Origin of the sequence: Bacillus sp. RO2 (genome assembly GCF_012911845.1) — a bacterium.
GTDB lineage: Bacteria > Bacillota > Bacilli > Bacillales > Bacillaceae_I > Sutcliffiella_A.
Window position 1 is genome coordinate 43,026 of the sequence record NZ_JAAXCU010000047.1, and the last position, 15,480, is coordinate 58,505.

Here is a 15,480-nt window from a genome sequence, read left to right on the forward strand (position 1 = left end):
CTGGAACGGAAATCAACTCGATCCAAAAAAAAAACGACCCTCTTCAGGCCGTTTCCGTTTTAAACAGTGGGAACAATTCATCACTTAGAGCACCGAACTCCTCAATTGAGAGAGTTTCCCCACGTCTTTTGGGATCAATGGAAGTATGGGCAAGTGCCGCTTCAATCCCTTGCTTCTTTGCCTTTCCATCAGGCAGATTGCTTGTCAGGTTATTTAAAATCGTCTTCCTTCTTTGTCCAAAGCTTGCACGAACCACTTCAAAGAAGAAGTCCTCATCTTTCACACGAACAGGCGGCTCCTCACGGACTACCAGGCGAATGACCGCAGAATCCACATTAGGCTGTGGAACAAAAACTGTTTTTGGGACGATCATGACGGTTTCTGCCTGCGTATAATACTGCACTGCAATGGAAAGAGAGCCATATTCCTTGGAACCAGGCTTAGCGGCCATACGCTCTGCCACTTCTTTTTGTAGCATGACAGTAATGCTTTTTAGTGGTAATCCTTCCTGCAACAGCTTCATGATAATAGGAGTAGTGACGTAGTAAGGAAGATTGGCAACCACTCTTACTTCCTCAAACGTCTTTAACTCTTCACCAATCAGTTCTGTTACATCTGCCTTCAGAATATCCTTATGAATAACTGTGACATTGTCATAAGGAGATAGGGTGTCTTCCAAGATTGGCAACAGCCTTTGATCAATTTCAAAAGCAAAAACCTTGCCGGCTCTTTTGGCAATCTGCTCCGTTAACGCCCCTATCCCTGGACCAATTTCAATGGCTGCTGTCTTTTCGGACACTTCTCCATATTCCACAATATTCCTTAGAATGTTTGTGTCAATTAGGAAGTTTTGTCCCAGACTCTTTTTAAAAGAGAATCCGTACTTATCCAATATTTCTTTCGTTCTTTTCGGTGTGGCAATATCTTTATGCATTTATTGCTCCTCCTGGTCAATTTTCATCACTGCTTGTTTCAATCTATCTAAAGAGATATGGAACATTTGCAGACGCTTTTGCAACTGTTTGCCGTTCGTATAGCCAATGTTTAGTTCCATGCCAAGGCGTTCTCTTCTATTTTTGGCTGTAGGACCCGCAACAAGTCCATAATAGACAAGCGCTTCAAAAGGAATCTCTTCGGTTTCCTGTTCATACTCTTGATGCAACCCGTTAAGCGCTTGTTGAATATCACTAACTGTGGCATGCTCTACCCCTATCCCTTTGCCTTTTTTGCCGCGCGCCTTTTCTTTAGGTAAAAACGCGTGTTTACAGCCAGGAACGGCCTCTCTGATGGTATGGCGTATCTTTTCCCCAGGATAGTCAGGATCTGTGAATACAATGACACCTCTTGTCTCCTGAGCATGCTTTATACGGTTTAGTATCTCCTCATTTATTGCCGATCCGCCTGTTTCGATCGTATCAGCATCAACAGCCCGTTTAATGGCTACCGTATCATCTTTTCCTTCCACCACAATAATTTCTTTTATTTTCATTTTTTCCTCCAAAAGAGTGAAACTTTTCGTCTATGATAAACGTCTAATGATATGAAAGCAAAAACAAACAATAGTATGTATTCTACTTTATTTTGTCTTTCATGACTAATATTTATTTTAACAGAAGAACAGAAAAAAGCAGAGGCTTGAAAAAAACCCCTGCTAGAACTAGTATCTCAATACATTAATCGAGAATCTTGATTTTCACTTTTTTCCTTCCCCAACGATAAGCAGCATCTTTATCAGAGAAGAACACATCGATTTTGTGGCCTTTGATGGCACCGCCGGTATCTCCAGCAACAGCATAACCATAGCCTTCCACATAGACTTTTGTCCCTAAAGGAATGACACTAGGATCTACTGCAATTACTTTTGCTCCCGGATTTGTACGCAAGTTAATGCCTGTACTCGTCACACCACTGCATCCATTACAGAATGCTGTATACGCCGTAGAAGAAACATAAAACTCTTTAGAGCTTGACTCTGTACTACGTGACACAACCTGTTGCGGTTTAGGTTGTGGCGGAGCTTTCGTTCCAACAGCAACGATGCGGTCTAACGATTCTTTCACCGTTTCGGTTTTCACCAATTCACGGGAAACTTCTTTGCCGTTCTCTAATATAACTTCATAATGATTGGCAACGGTCCCATTTTCCCCTTGCTGGACCACTTGTTCTTTTCCCTTATCAAGGGAACTATCATTTTGTGTTACAACACCAAACTCTATAGGCTCTTCCACTACATCGGTGACCTTTTCAACTCTAGTAATATTAACTACAGTATCTTTTGCTACCAATTCTTCTAGACTAGGCTCCACTCGGTCAAGATCATTTACTGTGATATCGTGCTGTTCTAAAAAGTCAGCGACCGTAGTCGAAGTAGACCATACTTGTTGTTTTTCCCCCCCGACATTCATAGTAACTTCAAATGCCTTCTCTATGGCAATGACTAGATTGTCTTTAAGTGGGGTATTTAACTCTTGACTTACTTTATCGTGCTCTTTTATATCTATATCTCTTTCTGTTAAGAAATCTTGTACTGTCTCTGCTGTCGTATAAATGCTGTGTTCCTTATCATCGATGACAAGTTTCACTTCTTTGGCAGGATCCCAGACAATCTGCATGGAATCGCTGACAACGGTATCCTTAGAAGGCTCCAATCGGTCCTCAGGATGGACTTCTATGTCCAACTCTTTTAGAATATCCGCTACAGTTTTTGCGTGCGTGCGAACCGTGACTTCCTCACCGTCCACATTCACTGTTACAGCAGCCTTTGTGCCATGAAAGACACCAAAGCCAAGTATGGTTGAGAAGACTATGAAACTAGTTAAAGTAATGGCCAGTTTCGTCCTGCTCAACTTACCAGAAAACAGTTTTTTCATGCTATTTAACATGTAAAAAAACGCCTCCTTCTCCTCGAATGGATTATATAGACAGTTATGTAACTTGTCAACCCTTTCCATTGGCTCGACCGTAATGTCTATTATGCAGAAAATTCTCACAAAAGGGAAGTGAAAACTATCGACACGTTTATCCTATGAGGAGAAATAGAGAGGTAGAACTTATTTGTTTTTCCCCGAATTGGACAAGTATCTGCCATTTTTGACAAGATTTTTTGTCAATTTATGCCGAATAATTTTTTAGCATTTGCTGTTGTTTTTTCTGCTACTTCCTCTATCGTTAATTCTTTTAACTCGGCAATTTGTTCCGCAACCAGTCTTACATACCCCGGCTCATTTCTTTTTCCTCTGTAAGGGTGTGGCGTAAGATATGGGCAGTCTGTTTCGATCAAAAGTTTTTCCATCGGAATCTCTTTCACGACTTCTTTTGGTTTTTTCGCATTTTTAAACGTGACAGGCCCACCAAATGAAATATAGAAATTCATTTCCATACATTCTTTCGCCACTTCTAAGCTGCCCGTAAAGCAATGCATGATTCCTCCCACTTCTTTGGCATCCTCTTCTTTTAAAATTTGCACTACATCTGCTGTTGCATCCCTGTTATGGATGACGATAGGTAGTTTCACTTTTTTCGCCAGCTGAATTTGTTTGCGAAACACTTCTTTTTGTACATCTTTGGGGGATTTATCCCAATGATAGTCAAGCCCCATCTCTCCGATTGCTACTACTTTTTCATGAGATGCGAGATCTTCTATCCAAGCTAGATCCTCTTCTGTCATATCTATCGCATCGACCGGATGCCAACCTACAGCTGCATAAAGAAAATCATATTTTTCCACAAGCTCTATCGCCCTGGTGATCGTTTTTCTGTCAAACCCCACCACCACCATATTCGTTACTTTTTCAGCTTGCGCACGATCAATTACCTCTTGTAAATCTTCCTCATATTGATCTGCATTCAAATGCACATGTGTATCAAATAACATGAAAAACACTCCCGTAATATATTGGTTGAAATGAGAATTAAATCCTTTTATTAAAATAATATAAGCAAATAGTATCCTGTAAAAGAAACAAAGAGGTGCAACCCGTTGTTACACGTGAAACACCTCTTTCATTCTGAAATTATTTTATCCAAAAACTAATTATTTTACTTTAGCACCTAGCGGCAGGGACGCGTCCACAGAAGCTAAGGATAGGACCCCATCCTTTTCGCCTGCTAATATCATTCCTTCTGATAACTCTCCGCGTAGTTTAACAGGCTTTAAGTTTGTTACGCAAATAACTCGCTTTCCAACTAGCTCCTCTGGTTTGTAAAACTTGGCAATGCCGGAAACTACCTGTCTCTTTTCATAACCAAGATCCAATTGAAGCTTTAATAACTTGTCGGCCTTTTTCACCGGTTCACAGTGAGTCACTTCTGCTACACGCAAATCTATCTTCATAAAATCATCAAACGTGATTTCTTCAGACGCTGGTGGTGCTTCTACCACTTTTTCTTCCGCCTTTTCTGCTGGTACTGAAGGCTGCATGACTTGTTTAATGTGCTCTACTTCTTCCTTCACATCAAGTCGAGGGAAAATAGGGTCTGCTTTCACTGTCTTTGTACCTGCAGGAATCTGTCCGAATGCGGACAAGCTTTCCCATGTTGTTAATGAGTCCTCCACTCCAAGTTGAGCAAATATTTTACCAGGTGTTCTAGTCAAGAACGGCTTTAAAAGAATTCCAATGAATCGCAATGATTCTGCAAGGTGAGCCATCGCAGACGCAAGCTGATCTTTTGTCTCTTCATTTTTTGCTAAAACCCATGGCTGTGTTTCATCAATATATTTGTTCGTTCTGCTAACAAGCTGCCAGATAGAAGATAACGCCACAGAGAATTCCATGTTTTCCATTGCATGTTCATACTGTTGAACAGTGTGAACCGCAAGTTCGCTTAACGTCTGGTCAAACTCTGTTACATTACCGTTGTAAACAGGAACTTCTCCGTCAAAATACTTGTCAATCATGGCAACCGTTCTGTTCAGTAGATTGCCAAGGTCATTTGCTAGGTCAAAGTTTACTCTTTCCACGAAGCCTTCAGGCGTGAAGACACCATCCGCTCCAAACGGAACTTCTCTTAATAGATAATATCTCAATGCATCAAGACCATAACGATCAATTAAAGTGACAGGGTCTACAACATTCCCTTTTGATTTGGACATCTTTCCATCTTTCATTAAAAGCCATCCATGTGCAAAAACTTTCTTTGGAAGTGGCAGATCAAGTGCCATCAACATGATTGGCCAGTAGATAGTGTGAAAGCGAACGATTTCCTTCCCTACAAGATGAACATCTGCAGGCCAATATTTCATATACTTCTCATCATTGTCCGTACCATAACCAAGTGCCGTAATATAGTTGGACAATGCATCAATCCATACGTAAATAACATGTTTCGGATCACCAGGGACCTTTACTCCCCAATCAAAGGAAGTTCTAGAAACAGCAAGGTCTTCAAGTCCAGGTTTAATGAAGTTGTTGACCATTTCATTTTTTCTGGATTCTGGTTGGATGAATTCTGGATTTTCCTCGTAAAATTGAAGCAAACGGTCCACATATTTACCCATGCGGAAAAAGTAAGACTGCTCTCTCACCAATTCCACTGGATGGCCGCTGTCAGGACTCTTTCCTCCTACAACTTTCCCATTCTCGTGAATCGGGTCCACTAACTGATGTTCTCTGTAGTACGTTTCATCCGGAACCGAATACCATCCTTCATATTCATCCAAATAAATGTCACCTTGGTCTAGTAGTTGCTTAAAGATTTTTTCTACTACCTCTTTATGGCGGCTTTCCGTTGTACGAATGAAGTCATCATAGGAGATATCAAGCTTTTCCCAAAGTTCTTTAATTCCTGACACAATATCGTCTACGTATTGTTGAGAAGTGACACCTTTTTCTTCGGCCTTTCGCTGAATCTTCTGTCCGTGCTCGTCTGTACCGGTTAAGTACATCACATCAAAGCCTTTTAGACGTTTATAACGGGCCATCGCATCACCCGCCACCGTCGTATATGCATGCCCAATATGTAAATTACCACTCGGATAATAGATAGGTGTTGTAATGTAAAAAGTTTTTTTATCGGCTACCATCAAAAATTACCTCCCTATAATCGAAACATATAAAAGTAGAAAACTCCCGCCCAATGGACGAGAGCGATGAGCGTTTTCGACTTCCTATATATATCAACATCATAACCTTATTTTTATACCTATTATACATGGTTTACGCCAGTATTGTTAAGGATTGAGCAAAAACTTTTTCTATCCTCTTTTATTTCCGCAACACTTAACGAAGTGTTTCCTACCACTTCGACATTTGTCGAAAAATTTGTCGAAAAAACTAGTTGAAATTTGTCGAATGATGATTATAATTAAGTTAGTATTCTATTGAAAATTAGTAAGTAATTGTAAATGTTAACCTGAGACAGATTCCAGTAAACCCTTATTACAAAGCTTTTTTTCCGCTTTTTGAATACATTATTTAAAAGAAATACAAATATTTTCAAACATAATTGTTGACGGATTTTGTAAATATTGTTATGATGAAAACACGTTAGATTTGTCGAATAATGACGAAAATGATAGATTAATATTATTCATAATAACTTATAATTTGGAGAGGGGTATTTTTCTTATGAAATCTACTGGTATTGTACGTAAAGTTGACGAGTTAGGCCGCGTGGTTATTCCTATCGAGCTTCGCAGAACTTTAGGAATTGCAGAGAAAGATGCTTTAGAAATCTACGTTGATGATGAAAAAATCATCTTGAAAAAATACAAGCCAAACATGACTTGCCAAGTTACTGGTGAAGTTTCTGACAACAACCTTACTCTTGCAGATGGAAAAATCATCTTAAGCCGTGAAGGTGCAGAGAAAATTATTCAAGAGATCCAAAACAACTTACAAGCTAAATAATGATATGACATAAAAAAGAGGGTGCTGCGGCACCCTCTTTTTTATATGCAAATTAATTTTTAAGTCTCGCCTAACACCTTCCGATTTCCGTTCCAGGTATTCGCTTTCCGCGGGACGGTGCTTGAGCCTCGGCGGCTTCGCCGAAGCCACTGAAAAAGACTTTGATTTTGAAATTTTACTAAACACCGCTGTGGATTTCCGCAAATGGCTTCGCTTTCCTAGGGGCGGTGCTTGAGCCTCCTCGCAACGCTTGAGGGGTCTCAAGCTACCGCTATCTCCCTCAGGAGTCTTCGCCTTTTGCTCCAATCCACAGCTAGGAATCGTAAAAAACATTACGTCATCATTTTTTCAGTGACTTGGCTTCGCCTGCGGGGTCTCAATCAACCGTTACTCCCCCGCTGGAGTCTCATTCCTTGCACTACAATCTTCAGGGAAAATCTTATTACTACTCAACATGATATGCTTGGTATACTTCTCTTTTTGGTAAGTTACGCTCTTTGGAGACTTGTTTGATGGCTTCTTTGGATGAATAACCTTCTGTCTCTATCACTTGTTGGACATGCTCTAAAATGGAGAGATTCTGCCACCAGGATTCTGTGTCATCCTGAACTTCTTCACTACTTCCTTCTATTATAATGCAACACTCACCTTTAATCCCTTGCTCTTCATAAAGAGCCAATACCTCAGAGATGCTCCCTCGTGTGAACTCTTCAAATTTTTTCGTAAGTTCGCGGCTCACGACGATGGAACGATTCCCTAGTATCTCATGCATCACGCTGAGTGTTTCTTTTAAACGATGTGGAGATTCGTATAGAATAAATGTATCTGTGAACTTTTTTAAACGCTCCAGTTCCTTTTTCTTTTCCTTCTTCTGACGGTCGAGGAATCCATAGAAGTAAAAAGGCTGTGACACTAGTCCTGATGCAATTAAAGCTGTTAACGCTGCGTTTGCTCCCGGCAAAGGAACCACATATAGCTTTTCTTCTAGGGCTTCCACCACTATTTCATAACCTGGGTCTGAGATCGAAGGCATGCCAGCATCACTGACTAGTCCAATGTTCTTTCCATCTTTTAGAAGGTCAATTATTTTTCTGCCGCTTTGTTCTTTGTTGTGTTCGTGATAACTGATTAAAGGAGTGGTTATTTCAAAATAGTTACATAGTTTTTTGGTGTTACGTGTGTCTTCTGCTGCGATATAGTCTACTTCCTTTAACATCCTTAAGGAACGGTAGGTAATGTCTTCTAGGTTCCCAATAGGCGTTGGGATGAGATAAAGTCTGCCTTGAGTATATGATTCAGAAAAGCTATTTTGTTGCCATAATTCCATATTGTATCCCTCTTTTATGATTAAACTTGTTCTTTCCCAAAGAGCATCTTTCTCACTTCCGGTGTGTATTCGCCGTTTTCATCGTACACTAATAATGGTGGAAGGATTTTTAAGTCAGGGTTACCGTCCTTTATTCCCTCTATTAGAAGTGTATTGGCGGGTTTTCCTAGTTTGGAATGAACAAATTGAAGACGCTTTGGTTCAATTCGGTATTTCCTCATCAAGGAAATGATATCTAATAGCCTGCCTGGACGATGTACAAATGCGACTTTTCCGCCTTGTTTCGTAATCTGGCTACTAACCCGTACCACATCCTCAAGCGTACATTCTATTTCATGCCTTGCAATAGCATAGTGGATATTGCTGTTTATCTTTTCTTCCTGCGCTGTTAATGGAAAATAAGGTGGGTTGCACGTTACCACATCAAATTTTCTATTCTCTAACATAGCTGGAAGTTCCTTAAGATCCATGTTGATTACTTTTAGCTGGTCCTCTAAACCATTATAAGAAAAGCTCCGCTCAGCCATCCCAGCAAGTCGCTCCTGAATCTCTATTCCAGTGATATTTCCCTTTGTCCGTTTACTTAATAAAAGTGGAATAATGCCGTTTCCTGTGCAAAGATCCATCACATTTCCTTTTTGGATCGGAACATACACAAATTGAGCCAACAGAACTGCATCTAACGAAAATGAAAATACCGACGGACTCTGTATAATCCGTAAATTCTCCGCCAACAAATAATCCAGGCGCTCATCGCCTACAAGCTCTACCATCCTCAAAACCCTTTCGTACCATAATCTTTCCCTATTATAACGCAATCCCAACAAAAAACATAAGAACCATTAAGATTTTACTTTCCCCATAAGTGTGACGTGAATCCTATTGATTGGAGTGGAAGGCGCGCAGACGCCCGCGGGAGGAAGAGACAGGTGAGACCCCGCAAAGGTTGAGGACAATAAAAAACTGATAACGTAAAGTGTTTAATGGTTCCTAGCTGGTGATTGGAGCAAAAGGTGAAGACTCCTGAGGGAAATAACGCTAGGTGGAGACCCTGCAGGTGTAGACGAAGGAGGCTCACGTCTGCCCCTAGGAAAGCGAAGCCATTTGTGGAAATCAACAGCGATGTTTAAATAAATTCTAAAATCAAAGAAATTCAGTGGCCTCGGCGTAAACGAGGAAGCTCAAGTACCGTCCCGCGGAAAGCGAACACCTGAAACGGAAATCGGAAGGAGTTATATCATTGACACAAATAAAAAGTCGCTACCCCTTTACGGAGAGCGACTCTTTACTTCTTATTAAGAAAAGACAAGCAAAACATACAATCCCCTTCTTTGCGTGGACTGCCGAAATTCAAGTTACAAATATGAAACCCTTCCTGGTAGAGCCTGGCCAAATTATCATAACCTTCCCCTACATCCGTCTGTTTTTGCTGGTCCTGCTGCTTTTTCTTGCGTTTTTGTTTCGGTAAAGGAGTTTCATCCTCCACAGCCGTCATTTGCTCTAGACGTTTGCGGAGGTGACTATTTTCCACCAGTACACTGTTGTTTTCTTCAATAATCAGGGCAAGGTGTTCTTTTAATTCTCCAAGCTGTTTATATAAATGTCCGATCTGTTCTTCCATGTTGCTGACAGAATCAAAAATTTCCTTCTTGTCCAAGTTTTCCACCTCTTAATCTGTGGCTTGCGTTGAAACGGCTCCCTCTTGAAGTAATTCGTCTAGAGAAAATTCGACCACTCGGTCCTTCCCGGACAACTCCACTTGAAGCACGCGTTCGAGTATATTTAATCCTACAACCCGGCCTACCCCATTTGGTGTTTTAATTACTTCATCCAAATCCGGTAATTGTTCTTTGGCGGACTCGTATTCGTCATTTTCATATTTCAGACAACACATTAGACGACCACATAGTCCGGAAATCTTGGAAGGATTCAACGACAGGTTTTGATCCTTCGCCATTTTTATGGATACCGGTTCAAAGTCTCCCAAAAATGTGGAACAGCAGAGCATACGTCCACAAGGGCCGATACCACCTAAAAGTTTGGCTTCATCACGAACACCAATTTGTCTAAGTTCGATTCTGGTACGGAAAATGGAAGCAAGATCTTTTACAAGTTCTCTGAAATCCACACGTCCATCGGCAGTGAAATAGAAGATGATCTTATTGCGATCAAATGTGTATTCCACATCGACTAGCTTCATGTCCAGCCCATGGTCATTTACTTTACCGAAACATACATCAAACGCTTCGTTAGCAGCCTTTTTATTTTCTTCTACAATAAGTCGGTCTTTCTGATCAGCAATGCGGAGTACTTTTTTCAATGGCAGAACGACATCGTTTTCGTCGACTTTCTTTTGACCGATGACAGCCTTTCCGAACTCCACACCTCTTACCGTTTCCACGATGACAAACTCATTATCTTTTATATCAAGCCCATTTGGGTCAAAATAGTATATTTTCCCTGCTTTTTTAAAACGAACTCCCACTACTTCATACAAACTAATATCCCTCCTGCAAGTTTAACGCTAATTGTTCCATGAGAAGGTGCGGATTCACATTCGATGCCAACCGAGACTTGCTCTGTAATATATAGGACAGTTGCTCGGTCACTCGCTGTTGAGTCGTCTGGAGTGCCAACTTTTGAATCAACTCTTTCTCGTCGACAAACACCAGCTGCTCCTCTTTGGATAACTGAGCATACAGCATATCTTTATAAATAAATAGCATTAAATCTAAACCTATCTCCAGCTGCTTTCTATCGGAAAAATGGGGCATCCATTTTTCTTGTATAAATAGCAAAGATGCCTGAGGACGATTAAATATTGCTTCATACAATTTTATCACTAAGTTTCTAGCCAGCGCAAACCAATCATCTCGACATAATTCTACTGCTTCCTCTAGACTGTTCGTTAAGGATGCCGCTGACTTGGCTAATGGCAGTGGAATATCTTCCGCTGTAAGCTTTTCTATCAGTCCATCTGATGTTAATGCGCGGAACGATAGCGGCTGACACCTCGAAATGATCGTATTTAACATTTGATTAACATTTTCCGTCAATAAAAAGGCAAACGTTTCTTGGTTCGGTTCCTCCAAGAATTTTAATAAACTATTGGCTGCATTTGTCGTCATCTTATCTGCATGCTCAATAATATAAATTTTCCTCTTAGATTCCAAGCCCGTTTTCGTAAACTCTTCTTGCAAGAATTGAATTTGTTGCTTCTTGATGGAGTTACCGTCCGGCTCCACGACATGGACATCAGGATGATTTCTTGAATCTATCCGCTTACAATTTGAACAGCTCTGACAGGGATTAACTCCTTTTAGGTCTTTACACAACAAGCTCTTTGCAAATAGGTAGCTGACTTCTTTTTTTCCTGTGCCCTTCATCCCATCTAGCAAATAAGCATGGGCAATTCTATCTCGCTCTAAACTGTTTGTGACGATTCTTGCAACGGTAGGCTGGTTTTGTAGATCCGACCAACTTTTAATCACTGTTTATCACTCACTAACCTACATATATAAATTGATGAGCAAGCCCTTAATCTCACCAATACTGCTTAATATGTTTATTCTTGATTCTTCTTGGCTCATGACCTTTTCAGTCAGGCCGAGAAGTGCTTCGTCCACCTGCTTGACCACTTGCAAATGTCTAGATTGTCCATCATTTGTCCAATGATGGGACTGGTTCAGCTCCATTCCAAACTCAACCGCCTCTTCCATAAAACGTTTAACAAGTGTCTTATACTTGGCCAAGTCTTGGAAAGAGCGAGAATTTCCTAAGCGGTCGCCTACCAATTCAATATCCTTCATTAATAACTGCAACTGTTGGGTATGCAGTTTACTGGAGTGTCTTTGCATGATCTCACCAAAGGCAGTCGTGGCAGCAGAACCGCTTCTCATATCCATCCTTGCATTATCTACGTTTGTTCGAAGGTCGGTTGAAATTTTCATGACAGTATGTCCCTTTCCCATAACTTCATTTCATGGAACTTTTATCTGAAAAAAAGCAGCCTTTCAGCCGCTTAACGTTAGAATTGATGAAAATGCTCAATAGGCAAGACAAAGACCGTCGCACCGCCTACTTCCACCTCTACAGGGTACGGAACATAGGAATCTGCATTCCCACCCATAGGTGAAACAGGTGCAACCAATTGCTGTCGGTGCTGGCAATTGTCTTTAATGATATCCAATGCCTTTTGTACGCGAACATCTTCTGTACCAATCATAAACGTAGTGTTTCCAGACTTCAAAAAGCCGCCTGTACTCGCAAGTTTCGTTGCACGGAAATTATGTTCTACCAAAGCATTCATTAATCGATTGCTATCTTTATCCTGAATAACAGCCATAATCATTTTCATTTAAAGCGCCTCCTTTATTTTACCATTAATTAGCTTCCACTTCATTACTTCGTATTTGGTAATTTATTTTTATGTTAAGAATTAGAATCCGTGTTTAGAAATATAGGAGATTAAAACCTCTCTTACTTGATTGCATACGGACTCTAAGTCCATAGACGCATCCACCACCGTAATTCTTTCTCTATACTTCTCTTTTACAAGGTCATATCCTTCTTTCACCTTATAATGGAAGTCTAGTTTTTCTTGATCTAAACGGTTAATTTCTCGATTATTATTTGCTTCAATACGCTTAAGTCCTGCTTCTGGTTCTATATCAAAAAAGATAGTAAGGGACGGCATCATTTTTTCCGTTGCAAACTCATTGATGCTAAGCACGTCTTCTACACCAATTCCCCTCGCATGACCTTGATAAGCAAGAGAACTATCAATAAAACGGTCACACAGCACAATCTTATTTTCTTCTAATGCAGGTATCACCCGCTCCACTAAGTGTTGACGGCGAGCCGCAGCATAAAGCAATGCTTCTGTTCTTGCATCCATTTCTGTGTTGTCACAATCTAATATAACATTTCGGATCTGCTCAGCTATGCTAATGCCTCCGGGTTCTCTTGTTAGTAAAATCGGATATTCCCGTTCTGTCAATTCTGCTGCCAACTTTTGAATGACAGACGTCTTTCCTGCACCCTCAGGGCCTTCAAATGTAATAAATAATCCCTTCACAATCCTGTTACTCCTTTATCTTCTTATATATATAAATATAATTACTTTTAAACGCTTCGCTCGCTTGAAACCTCGCACCGATTTGTTGAAGAGCCTTTATGTATTCCACGGTGGAACTTGTAATCTTCTCCCCATTAAATAAAAGTGGGATTCCAGGAGGATACGGCACAATCGCTTCGGCAGCGGTTTCATCGATTGCTTCCTCTATTGGGCATTTTACCCTTTGATAGTCCGTTTGTTCGCCGAAAGGAATAGAAAGTTCACTAATTTCAGCTGGAAAGGGTGGAAGTGTAATCTGTTCCTTTTTTTGGCCTCCATCTGTTTCTTTGGATACAGCCCGGACTATTCTCTCTATCATATCATGTTTTTTCTCATTCACCGCTAGTGGCATAATAATTAATACATTATTAGGATCTGCCAGTTCCACATAAAGACCTTCCTTCTCCAGAAGGCTGGAAAGTTCGAACCCACTCATTCCTTTAGTGGAGCGCAATGTAAGCTTTAAAGGGTCGACAAGTAAACGACTGTCACTAGGAGTAACCAATTCTATCTCCTTTACCTTTTTCAGCTCTTGGTGGATTTCTTTGATCCCCTCTACAATAGCTTGTTTCTCCTGTAGAGACAAACTCGCAAGATAATATCTCGCAAGATCCAAGGATGCCATTAACGGATAGGATGGGCTGCTCGACTGTAACATCTTAAGGTAATGAGTGACTCTTTCCTTCTTCACCCTATTCCCCTGTATATGCAACCATGATCCCATGGTCATTGCAGGAAGAGTCTTATGCGCGGAATGTACGACTACATCTGCCCCACAAGAGAGTGCTGACTTTGGAAAAGGGGTTCCCAACAGAAAGTGAGCCCCATGCGCTTCATCCACTAAAACAGGGATGCCGTGACAATGTATAGCTCGTATGATATCCTCCAAATCTACTGCTACCCCATAATAATTCGGATTGGTTAACACAACCGCAGTTATCCCATCTATCGTTTCCAGTGCCTTGTATAGATAGGGTAAGTCTACAGATACAGCAACCCCCAAATTCTCATCCACATTACACGGTAAAAAAACGGGATCTACTCCTGCAAGCTCTAATCCATTTAATATTGATTTATGGCAATTCCTCTGCACCAGCGCCTTGCTACCACGGCTACACGTGGCTAATATCATTGCGAGGTTTCCTATAGTGGATCCATTCACCAGAAAAAATGTCTCATCAGAACCGTATAAGTCACACGCCAAACGTTGCGCTTCATCTATCATGCCTTCTGGATCATGCAAATCATCCAATCCGGTAATCTCCGTCGCATCCAACTTCAATATATCTTTATAATAATCCCTTGCTTCCTCAGGAAAAACAGTACCATACTTATGACCAGGAACATGCCCAGACAATGGTGAACCTTCCCAATGACGTTTTAAACCTGAAAACAAAGGTGTCTTAGTTTGATCTAACATTTGCACACCCTCTAATCATTCATTTCCTATATATACTCCCATTATAACGGATAGAACTTTAGACTTATAGTCACCCGCCAATCAAGAGAACCATAAAAAAATAAAAGCCCTAGACAGGACTTTTCATAGCAGCAGACTATTTTTTGTTTTTTTGTTCTTTGTTGAATGGACATAGACACTACGAATAGATTTTTGGGATGGTAATTTTCCTTAACTGTTCCAAATAAAACTTATATTTCGGGTCTTCCACATCAGTCTGAAGCATTGTTCCTTCACATTCCGTACAGATAAACGACGTGTATAAATGTATTCCTTTTTCTTTCTGCTCTTCACAAACGATACACGTTTCCCTAAATGATGAATGAATGGCTGACTTCATGTCTCTTTCTCCACCTCCATCCACTATTCTAACCAAATCAAAAAATTGTATACTACTTTAGTAAAATCCCAGCCTACCAATCTCCTACATCTAGTGTATGTAAAGCCTACTAGTCTGTGTTTGTCTTTGGATAAAAAAAGATTGGTGCGGTGTTTTGGTTGAATGGTTTAGTTAGGTTAGTAAGAATGTCTCTGTGATGCCAAAACTTTCTTCTTCTCCGCTATTTTGGCATCGTTCCACCTCTGCGATGACAAAACCATCTGCTTCTCCCCTGTTTTGGCACCGTTCTGCCTCTGCAATGACAAAACTACCTTCTTCTCCCCTGTTTTGGCATCGTTCCGCCTCTACAATGCCAAAACCTCCCCTTTCCAAAGAATTTTGTCATTGTTT

At 40.7% G+C, this 15,480-nt stretch carries 17 protein-coding genes; 1 reads left to right on the forward strand and 16 read right to left on the reverse strand.

The annotated features are described in order from the left end of the window. Positions 1-43: 43 nt before the first annotated feature. From rsmA to metG, 5 genes are all read right to left on the reverse strand, one after another. Positions 44-934 carry a 16S rRNA (adenine(1518)-N(6)/adenine(1519)-N(6))-dimethyltransferase RsmA gene (gene rsmA, locus HF078_RS15465; protein ID WP_169291966.1) on the reverse strand — a complete coding sequence of 297 codons (891 nt, stop codon included), beginning with the start codon at positions 932-934 and terminating at the stop codon, positions 44-46. Next, a complete protein-coding gene (gene rnmV, locus HF078_RS15470; RefSeq protein WP_205831647.1) occupies positions 935-1,489 on the reverse strand; it encodes a ribonuclease M5 in 555 nt (184 codons plus the stop codon). It abuts the gene before it with no gap. Between the two features lie 184 nt (positions 1,490-1,673). Next, positions 1,674-2,882 (reverse strand): G5 and 3D domain-containing protein, encoded by a 1,209-nt coding sequence (locus HF078_RS15475; RefSeq protein WP_169291968.1) that lies wholly within the window; start codon positions 2,880-2,882, stop codon positions 1,674-1,676. Positions 2,883-3,106: 224 nt separating this feature from the next. Next, on the reverse strand, positions 3,107-3,874 hold the full coding sequence (locus HF078_RS15480) for a TatD family hydrolase (protein WP_169291969.1): 768 nt from the start codon (positions 3,872-3,874) through the stop codon (positions 3,107-3,109). Between the two features lie 159 nt (positions 3,875-4,033). Continuing rightward, a complete protein-coding gene (gene metG, locus HF078_RS15485) occupies positions 4,034-6,022 on the reverse strand; it encodes a methionine--tRNA ligase (protein ID WP_169291970.1) in 1,989 nt (662 codons plus the stop codon). A 544-nt stretch (positions 6,023-6,566) separates the two neighbouring features. On the opposite strand from metG, the gene HF078_RS15490 reads away from it, so the two are divergent. Continuing rightward, positions 6,567-6,848, forward strand: coding sequence for an AbrB/MazE/SpoVT family DNA-binding domain-containing protein (locus HF078_RS15490; RefSeq protein WP_010191364.1), 282 nt, complete (start codon positions 6,567-6,569; stop codon positions 6,846-6,848). Positions 6,849-7,293: 445 nt separating this feature from the next. Here HF078_RS15490 and rsmI read toward each other — a convergent pair whose 3' ends face one another. From rsmI to HF078_RS15545, 11 genes are all read right to left on the reverse strand, one after another. Further along, positions 7,294-8,175, reverse strand: coding sequence for a 16S rRNA (cytidine(1402)-2'-O)-methyltransferase (gene rsmI / locus HF078_RS15495; protein WP_169291971.1), 882 nt, complete (start codon positions 8,173-8,175; stop codon positions 7,294-7,296). 20 nt (positions 8,176-8,195) lie between these two features. Further along, positions 8,196-8,948 carry a tRNA1(Val) (adenine(37)-N6)-methyltransferase gene (locus HF078_RS15500; RefSeq protein ID WP_169291972.1) on the reverse strand — a complete coding sequence of 251 codons (753 nt, stop codon included), beginning with the start codon at positions 8,946-8,948 and terminating at the stop codon, positions 8,196-8,198. A gap of 512 nt (positions 8,949-9,460) precedes the next feature. After that, a complete protein-coding gene (gene yabA, locus HF078_RS15505; RefSeq protein WP_169291973.1) occupies positions 9,461-9,832 on the reverse strand; it encodes a DNA replication initiation control protein YabA in 372 nt (123 codons plus the stop codon). Between the two features lie 12 nt (positions 9,833-9,844). Beyond that, entirely contained in the window at positions 9,845-10,672 is an 828-nt protein-coding gene (locus HF078_RS15510; protein WP_060666692.1) for a PSP1 domain-containing protein, read from the reverse strand. A 1-nt stretch (position 10,673) separates the two neighbouring features. Continuing rightward, positions 10,674-11,666 carry a DNA polymerase III subunit delta' gene (gene holB, locus HF078_RS15515; protein WP_169291974.1) on the reverse strand — a complete coding sequence of 331 codons (993 nt, stop codon included), beginning with the start codon at positions 11,664-11,666 and terminating at the stop codon, positions 10,674-10,676. 18 nt (positions 11,667-11,684) lie between these two features. Continuing rightward, entirely contained in the window at positions 11,685-12,125 is a 441-nt protein-coding gene (locus HF078_RS15520; protein WP_169291975.1) for a YaaR family protein, read from the reverse strand. Positions 12,126-12,202: 77 nt separating this feature from the next. After that, complete coding sequence (locus tag HF078_RS15525; RefSeq protein ID WP_010191354.1) at positions 12,203-12,532, reverse strand: cyclic-di-AMP receptor; 330 nt, start codon at positions 12,530-12,532, stop codon at positions 12,203-12,205. A gap of 81 nt (positions 12,533-12,613) precedes the next feature. Then, positions 12,614-13,252, reverse strand: coding sequence for a dTMP kinase (gene tmk / locus HF078_RS15530; protein ID WP_481748024.1), 639 nt, complete (start codon positions 13,250-13,252; stop codon positions 12,614-12,616). 7 nt (positions 13,253-13,259) lie between these two features. Then, the gene (locus HF078_RS15535) at positions 13,260-14,711 is read right to left on the reverse strand and encodes an aminotransferase class I/II-fold pyridoxal phosphate-dependent enzyme (protein WP_169291976.1); all 1,452 of its coding nucleotides are present in this window, start codon (positions 14,709-14,711) and stop codon (positions 13,260-13,262) included. 178 nt (positions 14,712-14,889) lie between these two features. Further along, positions 14,890-15,090 (reverse strand): sigma factor G inhibitor Gin, encoded by a 201-nt coding sequence (locus HF078_RS15540; RefSeq protein ID WP_169291977.1) that lies wholly within the window; start codon positions 15,088-15,090, stop codon positions 14,890-14,892. Between the two features lie 171 nt (positions 15,091-15,261). After that, the gene (locus HF078_RS15545; protein ID WP_169291978.1) at positions 15,262-15,462 is read right to left on the reverse strand and encodes a hypothetical protein; all 201 of its coding nucleotides are present in this window, start codon (positions 15,460-15,462) and stop codon (positions 15,262-15,264) included. Positions 15,463-15,480: the final 18 nt, after the last annotated feature.

Coding starts and splice junctions, on each gene's coding strand:
- metG (WP_169291970.1), bottom strand. CDS start 6,022: ATGGTAGCCGATAAAAAAACTTTTTACATTACAACACCTATCTATTAT.
- HF078_RS15490 (WP_010191364.1), top strand. CDS start 6,567: ATGAAATCTACTGGTATTGTACGTAAAGTTGACGAGTTAGGCCGCGTG.
- rnmV (WP_205831647.1), bottom strand. CDS start 1,489: ATGAAAATAAAAGAAATTATTGTGGTGGAAGGAAAAGATGATACGGTA.
- HF078_RS15535 (WP_169291976.1), bottom strand. CDS start 14,711: ATGTTAGATCAAACTAAGACACCTTTGTTTTCAGGTTTAAAACGTCAT.
- HF078_RS15480 (WP_169291969.1), bottom strand. CDS start 3,874: ATGTTATTTGATACACATGTGCATTTGAATGCAGATCAATATGAGGAA.
- HF078_RS15525 (WP_010191354.1), bottom strand. CDS start 12,532: ATGAAAATGATTATGGCTGTTATTCAGGATAAAGATAGCAATCGATTA.
- HF078_RS15540 (WP_169291977.1), bottom strand. CDS start 15,090: ATGAAGTCAGCCATTCATTCATCATTTAGGGAAACGTGTATCGTTTGT.
- rsmI (WP_169291971.1), bottom strand. CDS start 8,175: ATGGAATTATGGCAACAAAATAGCTTTTCTGAATCATATACTCAAGGC.
- HF078_RS15520 (WP_169291975.1), bottom strand. CDS start 12,125: ATGAAAATTTCAACCGACCTTCGAACAAACGTAGATAATGCAAGGATG.
- rsmA (WP_169291966.1), bottom strand. CDS start 934: ATGCATAAAGATATTGCCACACCGAAAAGAACGAAAGAAATATTGGAT.
- HF078_RS15475 (WP_169291968.1), bottom strand. CDS start 2,882: ATGTTAAATAGCATGAAAAAACTGTTTTCTGGTAAGTTGAGCAGGACG.
- HF078_RS15500 (WP_169291972.1), bottom strand. CDS start 8,948: ATGGTAGAGCTTGTAGGCGATGAGCGCCTGGATTATTTGTTGGCGGAG.